The organism is Bacillus sp. BC05(2025), from assembly GCF_056725905.1.
Genome location: NZ_JBWYRA010000008.1, coordinates 116,145 through 129,080 on the forward strand (window position 1 = coordinate 116,145; position 12,936 = coordinate 129,080).

The 12,936-nt window shown below is 34.8% G+C and carries 11 protein-coding genes and 1 pseudogene; 4 read left to right on the forward strand and 8 right to left on the reverse strand.

The window, feature by feature from the left end; all coding sequences use genetic code 11:
- The first annotated feature begins 58 nt into the window (after positions 1 to 58).
- Entirely contained in the window at positions 59 to 883 is an 825-nt protein-coding gene (pdxK, locus tag ACZ76X_RS21915) for a pyridoxine/pyridoxal/pyridoxamine kinase (RefSeq protein ID WP_000174252.1), read from the forward strand.
- An 81-nt stretch (positions 884 to 964) separates the two neighbouring features.
- Here the strand turns inward: pdxK and ACZ76X_RS21920 are convergent, their stop codons facing one another.
- The 8 genes from ACZ76X_RS21920 to ACZ76X_RS21955 all read right to left on the reverse strand — a co-directional run bounded on the left by ACZ76X_RS21920 (position 965) and on the right by ACZ76X_RS21955 (position 10,357).
- The gene (locus tag ACZ76X_RS21920; RefSeq protein WP_479851672.1) at positions 965 to 2,020 is read right to left on the reverse strand and encodes a GGDEF domain-containing protein; all 1,056 of its coding nucleotides are present in this window, start codon (positions 2,018 to 2,020) and stop codon (positions 965 to 967) included.
- A 142-nt stretch (positions 2,021 to 2,162) separates the two neighbouring features.
- Positions 2,163 to 2,366 (reverse strand): YbdD/YjiX family protein, encoded by a 204-nt coding sequence (locus tag ACZ76X_RS21925; protein WP_000919824.1) that lies wholly within the window; start codon positions 2,364 to 2,366, stop codon positions 2,163 to 2,165.
- On the reverse strand, positions 2,359 to 4,434 hold the full coding sequence (gene cstA / locus ACZ76X_RS21930) for a carbon starvation protein CstA (protein ID WP_479851673.1): 2,076 nt from the start codon (positions 4,432 to 4,434) through the stop codon (positions 2,359 to 2,361). Before cstA ends, ACZ76X_RS21925 begins: the two co-directional genes overlap by 8 nt.
- Before the next feature lie 121 nt (positions 4,435 to 4,555).
- Positions 4,556 to 5,272, reverse strand: a complete 717-nt coding sequence (locus tag ACZ76X_RS21935) for a LytR/AlgR family response regulator transcription factor (protein WP_098668574.1) — start codon at positions 5,270 to 5,272, stop codon at positions 4,556 to 4,558.
- Positions 5,273 to 5,480: 208 nt separating this feature from the next.
- The gene (locus ACZ76X_RS21940) at positions 5,481 to 6,680 is read right to left on the reverse strand and encodes an MFS transporter (protein WP_479851674.1); all 1,200 of its coding nucleotides are present in this window, start codon (positions 6,678 to 6,680) and stop codon (positions 5,481 to 5,483) included.
- Positions 6,681 to 6,917: 237 nt separating this feature from the next.
- Positions 6,918 to 7,658 carry a WecB/TagA/CpsF family glycosyltransferase gene (locus tag ACZ76X_RS21945; protein WP_479851675.1) on the reverse strand — a complete coding sequence of 247 codons (741 nt, stop codon included), beginning with the start codon at positions 7,656 to 7,658 and terminating at the stop codon, positions 6,918 to 6,920.
- Between the two features lie 21 nt (positions 7,659 to 7,679).
- On the reverse strand, positions 7,680 to 8,789 hold the full coding sequence (locus tag ACZ76X_RS21950; protein WP_479851676.1) for a glycosyltransferase family 4 protein: 1,110 nt from the start codon (positions 8,787 to 8,789) through the stop codon (positions 7,680 to 7,682).
- Positions 8,790 to 8,884: 95 nt separating this feature from the next.
- Positions 8,885 to 10,357 carry an O-antigen ligase family protein gene (locus ACZ76X_RS21955; protein ID WP_479851677.1) on the reverse strand — a complete coding sequence of 491 codons (1,473 nt, stop codon included), beginning with the start codon at positions 10,355 to 10,357 and terminating at the stop codon, positions 8,885 to 8,887.
- A 494-nt stretch (positions 10,358 to 10,851) separates the two neighbouring features.
- Here ACZ76X_RS21955 and ACZ76X_RS21960 point away from each other — a divergent pair, with 494 nt between their 5' ends.
- The 3 genes and pseudogenes from ACZ76X_RS21960 to ACZ76X_RS21970 all read left to right on the forward strand — a co-directional run bounded on the left by ACZ76X_RS21960 (position 10,852) and on the right by ACZ76X_RS21970 (position 12,916).
- Positions 10,852 to 11,484: a trimeric intracellular cation channel family protein gene (locus ACZ76X_RS21960; RefSeq protein ID WP_000924376.1), complete on the forward strand. Its 633-nt coding sequence runs from the start codon at positions 10,852 to 10,854 to the stop codon at positions 11,482 to 11,484.
- 250 nt (positions 11,485 to 11,734) lie between these two features.
- Positions 11,735 to 12,112 (forward strand): annotated as a pseudogene (locus tag ACZ76X_RS21965) (protoglobin family protein); the annotation flags it as partial.
- Positions 12,110 to 12,916, forward strand: a complete 807-nt coding sequence (locus ACZ76X_RS21970; RefSeq protein WP_479851712.1) for a methyl-accepting chemotaxis protein — start codon at positions 12,110 to 12,112, stop codon at positions 12,914 to 12,916. The pseudogene ACZ76X_RS21965 and the gene ACZ76X_RS21970, both read left to right, overlap by 3 nt.
- The last annotated feature ends 20 nt before the right edge of the window (positions 12,917 to 12,936 follow it).

Consider the following 12,936-nt stretch of genomic DNA (forward strand, 5'->3'; position numbering starts at 1 on the left):
ACATTGATATAATGGTGAAAACATAGTTTTCATTATATCACCTGAGGGGGCTTTCATAATGACATTAAATAAAGCACTTACTATCGCTGGTTCTGACACAAGTGGCGGTGCTGGTATACAAGCAGATTTAAAAACATTCCAAGAACTTGGTGTATATGGAATGACATCTCTTACGACAATCGTAACGATGGATCCACATAACGGTTGGGCACATAACGTATTCCCAATCCCAGCTTCTACATTAAAACCACAATTAGAAACGACAATTGAAGGTGTTGGAGTAGATGCTTTAAAAACAGGTATGCTCGGATCAGTAGAAATTATTGAAATGGTTGCAGAAACTATCGAAAAACATAATTTCAAAAATGTAGTAGTGGACCCTGTTATGGTATGTAAAGGTGCTGATGAAGCATTACATCCTGAAACGAATGATTGCTTACGTGACGTTCTAGTTCCAAAAGCATTAGTCGTAACACCAAACTTATTTGAAGCTTACCAATTAAGTGGCGTAAAAATTAATTCTCTTGAAGACATGAAAGAAGCAGCGAAAAAAATCCACGCTTTAGGTGCGAAATACGTCCTAATTAAAGGCGGTAGCAAGCTTGGTACAGAAACTGCTATCGACGTCCTATATGACGGAGAAACATTCGATCTTCTAGAATCAGAAAAGATTGATACGACAAATACACATGGCGCAGGTTGTACATATTCTGCGGCAATTACAGCAGAACTTGCAAAAGGAAAACCTGTAAAAGAAGCAGTAAAAACTGCTAAAGAATTTATCACAGCTGCTATCCGTTATTCATTCAAGATTAACGAATACGTAGGTCCAACACATCACGGTGCATATCGTAAATTCGTTGTATCAAAAGAACTTGTCTAACCTGTAAATGAAAACACCCACAGAGTGAATATATTTCCCCTCTGTGGGTGTTTTTTATAAGCTCTTCGGGTCATCTTACCTTTAAGAGGCAGAACTAACCTGATTTCTACCATTTCTTTTGGAATAATATAATGCATCATCAGCTGCTTGAATAAATTGCTCTGGAGATTCTTCATACACTGAAATGCCTACTGAAACTGTAATATTTATTTTTGTTCCATTTAACAACTGAAATGAATGGTTTTCAACAGCTGTACGAACTTGTTCTCCCGTACGCATTCCATAAGCTATTCCCTTTTTTGGTATCAAAAGAGCGAACTCCTCTCCACCTTTTCGAAAGGCCAAATTTGGGAACGGTGAAACTTCTCTTAAAATATAACCTATTTGTTTTAATACTTCATCTCCTGCAGGATGCCCATACGTATCATTTACATACTTAAAATGATCAATATCTATAAGTAGTAAACAAAGTGAATCATTTGTCATACGCTTATTACCAATATGACGATTCATCTCTAAATCAAATTGTCTTACGTTTCCTAAACCTGTCAATGCATCTATCGTTGCATATTGCTTCATCGTTTGAAATAACTCATTGGATTGCAATACATAATTTGCACTTATAAATGTGATATATGCTGCAACACTACTACAAACTAAATATAGTGCTACTATAGACATATCCTCAAATAAAATAGAAAGCGGCACTGCTAAAATAAATAAACTGTATACATTAAACCAGACCCACTTTGTAAATATAGAGGCTTTCATCCGCCAAATGAAAGTAATCCCAACACCTATCAATATAATCGTATAACAAGCCAATTCAGAGGCTAAAGAATACTCAGTTAAAAATAATCGGGTAATCAAAATAATCGTAACTGTTATACTACTAGCTATCGGACCTCCGATTATAATTGCCAAAATAACCGCTAAATAGCGTAGATCCAACATAATATTTTCAATATGTACACCAAAGTACATCAACAATACACTTAACATTCCAGTAATAATACCTACTACACATTTCTGCCAAAAAGAGAACTCTTCTTTTAACGGCCTATCTCTTAAAATCTGACCTCCAACAAAAATAAAGGAAAGAATAATTGTTGTATTTACAAATAAGTCCTTTAACATAAAATAATCTCCCTACTTTTCTATCTATCCCTTTCCTTATTTTATTGTATACGAAATACCTATAATTCCCAAAGCTTTTTATTTATTTTTGCTGTTCCACGTGAAACAGCAAAAATAAAAAGGGCGAAAATTCGCCCTTTTATTAACAACAACGTGATATCTTTCCGCCCTTCGCATTAAATCTAGCTTCTTGCGCTTCTGCAAAAAACTGTTTTTGACATACAACTTCTTCTTCTGGATGATGCTTTTTCATATGCTCTACATATGTTTCATAACTTGGCACCCCAACGAGCAAACTAATAAAGTGTTTTCTTTGTCCCCATACTTGTCGTAGTCTTTTAAGCATAGTTTCTCGACTCACTTTCATCTCTAGGTATATATGGTGCCTCTTTTAGCAGCATTGGCTTATTTCTTAATACTTGAATCCAAATTCTAATCGCAGAAATTAATACAGCAATTACAACGATCATAAAAATTCCGCAAAGTGCTGCATCGATATAATCGTTGAAGATGATTTGCTTCATTTGAGCGACATTTTTAGCTGGTGCTAACACTTTCCCTTCATCTAATGCTCCCTGAAACACCTTTGCATGAGATAGAAATCCTATTTTAGGGTTTTCATGAAATAGCTTTTGATAACCCGCCGTCATTGTTACAATAAGCAATCCGACAGTTGGAATAAGCGTCACCCAAACATATGCCTTTTTCCCCATTTTGAACAAAATTGTCGTTCCAAGTAATAATGCAATACCCGCTAACATTTGGTTTGCAATGCCGAAAAGTGGCCATAATGTATTAATCCCACCAAGCGGATCAACTACCCCTTGATATAAGAAATAGCCCCATCCTAATACACATAACGTTGTAGCTATTACATTTGCTAATGTAGAATCCGTTTTCCCAAATGGCTTATATACATGCCCTAAAATGTCTTGAATCATAAATCGGCCTACGCGCGTTCCAGCATCAATTGTTGTTAAAATGAATAAAGCTTCAAAGAGGATTGCAAAATGATACCAAAATGCCATCATGGCCGTTCCACCTATTACTTGCGAGAAAATATATGCCATGCCTATCGCTAACGTTGGCGCACCACCTGTACGTGATAAAATTGTTTGCTCTCCAACGTTCACAGCGAGATCTTTTAATTCATTTGGTGTAATAGCAAATCCCCATGAAGAAATAACTTGAGCTGCTTGAGAGACATCCGTACCGATAAGTGCTGCTGGGCTATTGATTGCAAAGTAAGTTCCTGGTGTTAATACACAAGCTGCAATCATCGCCATCGCGGCTACAAACGACTCCATTAACATTGCTCCGTAACCGATTGGCTGTGCGTGTCCCTCTTGCTCAATCATCTTCGGCGTCGTACCTGATGAAACGAGAGCATGGAATCCAGACACTGCACCACAAGCAATTGTAATAAATAAGAATGGGAATAAGTTTCCAGAGAACACGGGACCAGTTCCATCAATAAATTTTGAAACTGCCGGCATTTGTAAATCTGGTGCTACAATTAAAATACCGATTGCTAACCCTACAATTGTTCCAACTTTTAAAAATGTGCTTAAATAGTCACGCGGTGCTAAAAGCATCCAAACTGGTAAGGCCGATGCGATAAATCCATATACAATAAGCATAATAGCAATCGTTTCACCACTAAACGTGAACATACTTGCAAGCGTTGGATTTTCGGCTACATACTGCCCTCCAATAAGAGACAATATAAGTAGGATAATTCCGATTGCTGACCCTTCGCCAACCCGTCCAGGCCTAATGTAGCGCATGTACACTCCCATTAAAATAGCGATAGGAATCGTCGCTGCTATTGTAAACATTCCCCAAGGACTTCCGACAAGCGCCTTTACTACTACTAATGCTAATACCGCTAATAAAATAATCATAATGCCTAAAATGCCAATCATTGCAATGAGCCCTGTAACAGGACCGATTTCATCTTTAATCATTTCTCCTAAAGATTTACCATTACGTCTCATCGAAGCAAATAAAATTACAAAATCTTGTACAGCTCCAGCGACAACTACCCCAACAATAATCCATATTGTCCCTGGTAAATAACCCATTTGCGCTGCCAAAATCGGTCCTACTAACGGTCCTGCCCCGGCAATCGCTGCAAAATGATGCCCAAATAATACCCATTTATTTGTCGGAACATAGTCCTTTCCATCGTTTAATGTATGGGCTGGTGTTTGCCGATTATTATCTAAACCGAATACCTTCCTCGCTATAAATCTACTATAAAATCGATAAGCAACTGCATATACACATACCGCAGCTACTAAGAGCCACACGGCATTAATAGTTTCACCTTGCGATAAAGCTATTACACCAAAAGCACCCGCTCCTACTGCTGCAATAACTCCCCAAAGCAAAATCGACTTCAATGTTCTCACATACAATCCCCCCAATACTATTTCTTAGTGGGATTGTACTAAATTTTCTGAATATTTAACTTAAATCCTCCTTATCATGAAGGATTTTTAGTTTATCATGTTAAAAAGTTCGCATTATCTACTATAATTCAATTTTATTTCGGAGTTTTTTCACATAATTACGACTAACTGGAATCGGTTGCTCATCATATTTATCTAAATACAAATTATATGTGCCATTATAGTAAGGTTTTAACTCTTGTACATATGACATGTTAATTAAATAACTTTTATGCACACGTAAAAAATCATATACATTTAGCTTATTTTCCAGCTCCTGAAGTGTATATGTTGAAATATACTGATTATTTGTTGTATAAATTGAAACCGTTTTGTTTTCCTTATTTTTGCTTACATATACAATATCTTCAGGAAAAATATACCGAATCCCCTCTTGACCTTCTATCGGTAGTTTTCGTAAATAACTCTTTGCTTTCTCGCCTTGCTCTTTCCCCATTCTATATAAAAGGAATTGCAAATCTTCTTCGCGAAATGGGCGTAGTAAATAATAAAATGCTTGAAAACGAAATGCCGTAATCGACTCTTCTATATCTTCACCCATAAAAATAAATTTCGTATAACAATTTACTTCACGTAATAAACTTGCATATTCAAAACCTGTTCCATCTAGTAATTTAGAGTTCAAAAAAACAAAATCTGGTGTATGCTTTTTCATGATAAATAATGATTCTGTTCCTGTGTTTGCTTCAAAACATTCTACATTCCTTATATTTTCAGTGAATTTTTCAGCTAAACTTCTTCGCTCTTCTGCTTCTTCCATGATCAGTAAAATTTTCATTTCTTCAACCACCTAATTCCTTTGTCCGTATGTCCTGTTGTATACATTCGCTTTTATAAGGAACATTCCCTTTTTCTTACTATACCATTATTTATCTAAAAAAACAGAAAAAAGGAAACCTTCACGGTTCCCCTGCCTTTTTATTCCGCTATCGGTAAGGACCAATAATCAGCGTGGGAATAACCCACTCACTGATTAAAGCCTCATCTTATACTAATTCTCGTTGTTTCGTTTCTTGTCCGAGTACAATTACAGCAAGTACGCCAATTAAAATCGATCCACAGAAAATCGTAAATATTAGTGATAGTGAAGCCTGTGAAGCAACCAAATACCCTACTAATAACGGCCCAAGAATACCGCCAATACGACCAAATGCTGCAGCCATCCCTGCACCTGTACCACGAATAACTGTCGGATACTGTTCAGGTGTATAAGCATACAATGCACCCCAAGCACCTAAATTAAAGAAGGATAATAACATGCCTGCTACGATTAATACCGTTAATGACTCTGCCACTCCAAACAAGTAAGCACTGCACGCTGTACCGATTAAATACGTAACTAAAACAAATTTACGACCAAGACGTTCAATAAACCAAGCAGCTGTGAAATACCCTGGCAATTGAGCTAACGTCATAATCAGTACGTATTGGAAACTTTTTATTAAGCTAAATCCTTTTAATACCATAACACTAGGTAACCAAAGGAACATCCCATAATAGGAAAAGACAACAGAAAACCATAGAACCCATAACATAATTGTTGCCTTACGGTATTCCCCAGACCAAACTGATTTTATATTTTCAATAACGGACGGTCTTTTTTCAACCTTTTGGAATCTCGGAGAATCCGGTAAATTCCATCTTAAGTATAAAGCATATAGTGCTGGAACCGCACTCAATACCATTGCAACTTCCCAACCATATTTCGGAATAACAAAATAAGAGATAAGAGCTGCAATTAGCCATCCACCTGCCCAAAAACTTTCTAATAGCACAACTATTTTGCCACGTTCATGTGCTTCAACGCTCTCTGATACTAATGTAGAAGCAACTGGAAGTTCTCCGCCAAGCCCCATACCAATTAAAAATCGTAAAACAAGGAACATCGCAAGTGTTGTCGTTAAAGCAGTTAAACCACTACCGATAGAAAATAGTAATAATGTAATAATAAAGACTGATTTCCGTCCTATTTTATCTGATAGTATTCCAAAAACGAGCGCCCCAACTGCCATACCAATTGAATTAATGCTGCCTATCCAGCCCATTTCTTGCGTACTTAATCCCCAATCTTTTTGCAGCGCTACCATTACGAATGAAAGCATTCCAACATCCATTGCGTCAAATAACCATCCAAGCCCTGCTATACCAAGTAGCTTTCGCTTCGAAATTTCTTTCACCTTACCCACAAGAAGTCCTCCTTACACAGCTGTCTTTACACATCATTTTACATGTGTGAATTGTATAAGTAAAATACTTTCGTGTAAAAAATTCTCCTTCATCATTCCCAAAAAATAAAATACTTATCCCACTATTTGAGCGCCCAGTAAGACCCTTGCCTCAAAATTCAGCTGGAGCAATGAGTAATAGATGATAAAAACCTTACTTGATCAAAAATGGCCAAATAAAAAAGTAGCGATAGGACGCTACTTTTTCGAACGCATGACTTCTTTTAAAAATTCCGCTAATACTAACTGACGACGCCAGCGCGTTGGATTACTACACAATCTATAAAACCACTCTAAATGGATTGCTTGAATCCATTTTGGTGCGCGTTTTACTTCTCCAGCCCATACGTCTAAACTTCCGCCCACTCCAACAGCCATTTTCGTTTCTAAACGATGCTTATTCGTTTGGATAAAGTTCTCTTGTCTTGGGAAACCAAGTGCGACAAGTAATAAATCCGGCTTTGCTTCTTGAATACGAGAAACGATATTCTCTTCTTCTTCTTTTTTAAAATACCCATCTTGTATACCAACAATAGATACAGCTGGATATGTCTTCGTTAGATGATCTGCTGCAGCTTGTACAACATGCGGTTTTGCACCTAATAAGAAAACTGATACTGGTTTACTATCTTCTGATAACGATGCAAGTAAATTACACATTAAATCAAAACCTGCTACACGTTCCTTTACAGGTGTACCTAACATACTACTTGCTTTTACGACTCCAATACCATCAGGTGTAATTAAATCTGCATTTAATAATGTTTGATGGAATGCTTCATCCTTTTTTGCACACATAACAATTTCAGGATTTGCTGTTACTACCTGAAAGGTATGTGTTCGCTCCACTTCTAGTTGTTCTTTTAAATATTGGACCGTTTCATCCATTGTCATTGTAGAAAAAGGAACACCCAGAATATCAACTGTTTGTACTGCCATAGTTAACTATCCTCTCTATCATTACAAGTTTTTCGCTATTAATTGCTTATATGTTTCCTTTGTATCTTCATATAGTTTTTGAAGTGAGAAGTTCATAGTAGCATGCTCATAAATATGTTTCCCCATTGCTGCTAATTCTCCAGTTTTCCACTTATCATACGCTTCTTCTAAAGCTAATGCTAATGCCTTTCCATCACCTGTTGGCACAATCCATCCGTACGTTTCATCTACAATTAATGGTTCAATTTCTCCAGCCCTAGTCACAATTGATGGTACGCGTTGATTTGCCGCTTCTAATAAAACTAGTGGGAATCCTTCACTATGGGAGGTTAATAAATTTACATGTGACGACGCAAATAATTGTTTTACATCTTGACGATGCCCTAAAAACTCAACTTTATTATTAATCCCTTTTTCAGTAGCCAATGACTTTAGATTTTCTTCTAACGGGCCATCGCCAACTAACAATACTTTAATTTTCTCTAATTTTGTTTGTTGTAACGCATCAAATAGAACTTCATGTCCTTTCACAGGATGCAATCGTGCTACTTGGATTGCCGTAAATACATCTTCATCAATATTGAACATTTCTTTTTTATTATAACCTTCTGCTTTTTCCTTATCATATTCAATTCCATTATAAATAACATGCATCTTTTCATTAGAAATACCTAAAGCAGCTAAACTTTTCTTTAATCTATTTGTTACAACAAAAAATAAATCTATATTTTTTAAAGCTTTCAAATTTAACTTAGTAAAAATCCAACCTTTTAAGCCTTGTTTAGTAAAGTCTTCAAATGGATCACTATGAATAGTCGTTACCCATTTTGCCGTTATTCTCTTTTTCATTAAAGAAACATAGAAATTAGCCCTAGGACCATGCGTATGAACTATATCAAATTTTTCATTATTAATGAATTCACTTATATTCTTTAAAATGGATAAATCATAGCGAGATTTTTGTGAAAACACATGGACTTTTATCCCTAACTCTCTTGCTTCTTTCGCAACAATTCCATCTTCAAATACCGCTAATTCTACTTCACCAGTTGGAAACTGATCAAGAAGTGAAATAATATGTGTTTTCCCTCCCCCATCTTCTGCTCCTGCATTCATATGCAATATCCTCATATTTTTTCCTCCTTTAAATCCTCGCTACATTTCCATCTATCTTTATTTTACTGTACTAAAAAATAAAAGCTAACAAAAGTTAGCTTTTATTTTGATCATTCAATTTCTAAGTCTACAATTAGATAAGCTAACACCACTACAAAGTAAATCCCAACTCCTGGTGCTGTTAAAATATGTCCTGCAATATAAGCAATACCTAATGCTAACAATAAGCTTGCTGCAATCATTCCATATTTTATATTAAATATCTCTTTAAACCTTGTAATAAATACTAGTAGGATTCTTAAGCCGTAATAAATAAATGGAATCATTAGTAATGCAAAACCAATAATCCCAAAGTCATAAAACCAATCGTGGAAGTCCATTTCAATTAGCTTTGGATCTGGCTGCTTTTGTTCATTATATTTAAAATTACCTGCATAACCCATTCCTAATAGCTTTTGTGACATTGGCGCTTCTTTAAAGAACTGCTTATGTCTTTCTTCATATACTTGACGTCCGCTGAAAATAAGATTTTCTTGATTTTCTTTCTTTTGCTCTTTCTCAAGCTCTTTCTTAACTTCCTCTTCTATCTTCGCCTTTTCTTCTGGCTTTTCAACTTTATGATGATTTTCTTCTTTTGCTTTAAGTTCTTGCTCTTTTTTCAGCTTTTCTTTAATTTCTTTTTCCTTTTGACCTTGCTGTGCCACATTTTGCTCTGATAAATAGTTATTGTGAATACCCATATTTTGTGCTAATGGCGTTTGTTTAAACGTTCCAACTACACCAGCTAATAGGACAATAGCAATGAATGCATTAAACACAAGAGATCTTTTGTTTGGATTTTTTCTATCAAATAATAATTGTAGTACAATGATTCCGATTGCTGCCGCTAACGTAGCACCAATTGAGCCCATTCCTACTTTCGTACCGACCTGAATTAATGAGTAAATCATTAAAAGCGATGGAATCCAATATAAAACGTGTTTCCAGCTCTTTGTTTTTTGAATAGAATATAGTACCACAATAGGGAAAATAATAGCTAAGATTGAACCTAGTTCATTCCCTGCATAGAACCAACCTCGAGAACCTACCTTCATCCATTCATAACTACCAAAGTCAGTAGATGTTGAAATAGAAATAACCATAATTGCGTTAATGATTAATGTAGCATATACAATACTATTTCGAACCTTATCACTAATATTAACTTTCTTTTTCAATGATTTTAAAGCTAAAATGTATGATCCCAGCATGATATATATATATAATGCTTTCGCAACGAATTTAACTTCTTCACCAAGTACAATAGGATCCTTAACTAGTTTATTATTAATAAATCCTACCCCTAAAACTCCGGCTAATAATATAAGATAAATTAAAAACTTTCTATTTTCCTTCTCTTTTGCCTGAATTAAAATGTAAATACCACCAACAGCCATAATAAGGAATCTTACTAAAATTCCAACGGTAGCACTTGACTTTAATAAAGTGATGCTAAGAGACGTTAATAAATCTAAAACAGGCTGTAAAATAATAAAAAAGAGCAAAAAACGCTCAAATCTAACCCTAGCTTGATTTGCTAACATTCCAAGACCTCCATACAAAATCTTAACATTATCTTTTAATCATAATTTTTTATCATTCAAACACACCTAGCAATTATAACATAACTCATATTCAAATCGAGAACTATTTTTCCGGCTAAAACTAGCCAGGACAAGTATTAATCAGTAATAGAAATTACTGTCCTTTAGCTATACTCCCTATTTTTACAAAAGCTATCTAACAACCATCCCCTTATTTTTGTCAGTATATACATATTTTTTTATCATTTTATACAGATGTAAACAACATATCTAACATTGTAACATTTTACCAACTAGGTAACATCAAAAAAATGTAAAATTAATCTTTTCATATCTTTTTCAAATTACTTTATAGCTATTTTCCAAACATTTTCAAACGCTTTCTTTATGTATTTTATCCGTTTTTCTACATGTAGCGAAAAGTAATTGTTATTTCCAATACTTTAGTGTATATTTTTTCTCTGGAACATCTTTAAGAGGAAGGGATTAAGGCCATGTTATTAATCGATATATTTACGTTTCTTGGCATTATCGCCGCTGCCATTTCTGGTACATTAGTTGGTTTAAAAAAAGATTTAGATTTATTTGGTGTCCTTTGTTTAGCTGTAGCTACTGCGCTCGGCGGCGGTATTATTCGTGATATTATGATCGGTAACCTGCCTCCCGTCGCATTTGTTAAACCCATTTACTTTTTCGTAAGCGTATTATCAGCATTATTTACTTGTATGTTTTTTGAGCGTATCAATAAACTTCAAGTTGTTATTATGCTTTCTGATGCTGTTGGCTTAGGTGTTTTTACAGCTATTGGTGCAAATGCGGCAATGTCACATCATGTTGACGCCTCATTTTTAGTTGTTTCAATGGGAGTCATTACAGGTATTGGAGGCGGTATTTTGCGTGACATTTGCGCTCAAGATATCCCCTACGTATTCCGAAAAGAAATTTACGCCATCGCTTCTATTTTAGGGGCAATTAGTTTCCTAATCACATATGCAATGGGGGCACACGTATTGGCTTTCTATGTTTGTTTACTAGTAACATTCATTATTCGTGTTGTCACTGTCATATATAATGTACATTTCCCAGTTTTCTTTAAAACACATGCTAAAATTAATAAAGGTCATTAAGAGAATTCTATATGGAATTCTCTTAATTTATATACTATTCTACACACTAATATAGAGTAATTGTATATAAAAATATATAATTATATTAGAACTAAAAAATGAAAACGCTTTACAAACAGGGGGAAGAACGATGCTTGGGGTTTTTAAAAAACATAACAATAAAACAAACGTCAGTATACTTGAATTAAGTAAGAATCAACAAATCACTTTTAACGTTCCTACTAATTCTGAACTGAAAATTCAAATGGATATGCTACATATTTCAAAAGAAGATTTACAAATCGTAAAGGTACTACAGCCTTTTATTTATGAAGAAATTGATTGGATTACTGAAAAATTCTATTCCAATATTACAAAACAGCCTAATTTAATTACGATTATCGAACGTTATAGCTCTATTCCAAAACTAAAGCAAACTTTAAAAACACATATAAAAGAATTATTTAGCGGAGATATGCATGAAGACTTTATTGAACAACGTGTTAGAATTGCCAAAAGACATGTACAAATTGGGTTACATAGAAAATGGTATACTGCCGCTTATCAAGAATTATTCCGCTCTATCATGAAGATTTTAAAAACGAAAATTACAACAATTGACGATTTTTCTTATTCCATAAACGTAATAAATAAATTATTTACTCTTGAACAAGAACTCGTTATTGCGGCTTATGAATCTGAATATGAACGAATGCAAAAAGAACTTGAAAAAGAAAAAGAAATAACAGCTATGACCATTACACATATTGCAACAGAACTAGCATCTGTATCTGAAAAAACAAGCGCTTCTATTCAGCAGTTAACCGCTAAATCTGAAACGATTGTAGAGATTGCTAAAACAGGTACGTCATTAGCTACAACATCAGAAGAAAAAGCAAATAAAGGTAAAGAACAATTAAATGAGCAAAATAAACGAATGGAATACATTCAAACGAACATGGAAACGATTATTACAGATACGCATGAACTTCTCGATATTTCTAACAAAATTAACGAAATTATAGATATTGTAAAATCAATTGCCGAGCAAACAAATTTACTCGCACTAAATGCTGCAATTGAATCTGCGCGTGCTGGGGAATTTGGCAAAGGCTTTTCTGTTGTAGCTGGAGAAATTAGAAAGTTATCAGAGCAAACGAAAGAATCTATATTTAACGTTACAAAGCTCGTTGAAAAAACAAATGAACAGATTGTTCGTGTCTCTTCTTCCGTGAAACAAATTAGCTCTCTCGTATCTGAAGGAACTGATAGTATGTCTGCAACGGATCAATACTTCCAAGAAATCGTAAAAGACATGTCTAACTCGAAAGAACAGAATAAAAAAATTGAAAATGAGTTAGAAACCATTTCACAAGTAATGAAAGGAATTCAAGACGATTCCTCAAAAATGGCTCTAACAGCCGATAGTTTACAACTGGAATTAAATCGATAGAGTGAAGTTTATGTCAGTAG

Excerpts from the sequence above, each read along its gene's own strand:
- ACZ76X_RS21935 (WP_098668574.1), bottom strand. The coding sequence starts at position 5,272 with ATGAAAATTTTACTGATCATGGAAGAAGCAGAAGAGCGAAGAAGTTTA.
- ACZ76X_RS21960 (WP_000924376.1), top strand. The coding sequence starts at position 10,852 with ATGTTATTAATCGATATATTTACGTTTCTTGGCATTATCGCCGCTGCC.
- ACZ76X_RS21950 (WP_479851676.1), bottom strand. The coding sequence starts at position 8,789 with ATGAGGATATTGCATATGAATGCAGGAGCAGAAGATGGGGGAGGGAAA.
- ACZ76X_RS21945 (WP_479851675.1), bottom strand. The coding sequence starts at position 7,658 with ATGGCAGTACAAACAGTTGATATTCTGGGTGTTCCTTTTTCTACAATG.
- ACZ76X_RS21920 (WP_479851672.1), bottom strand. The coding sequence starts at position 2,020 with ATGTTAAAGGACTTATTTGTAAATACAACAATTATTCTTTCCTTTATT.
- ACZ76X_RS21925 (WP_000919824.1), bottom strand. The coding sequence starts at position 2,366 with ATGCTTAAAAGACTACGACAAGTATGGGGACAAAGAAAACACTTTATT.
- pdxK (WP_000174252.1), top strand. The coding sequence starts at position 59 with ATGACATTAAATAAAGCACTTACTATCGCTGGTTCTGACACAAGTGGC.
- ACZ76X_RS21955 (WP_479851677.1), bottom strand. The coding sequence starts at position 10,357 with ATGTTAGCAAATCAAGCTAGGGTTAGATTTGAGCGTTTTTTGCTCTTT.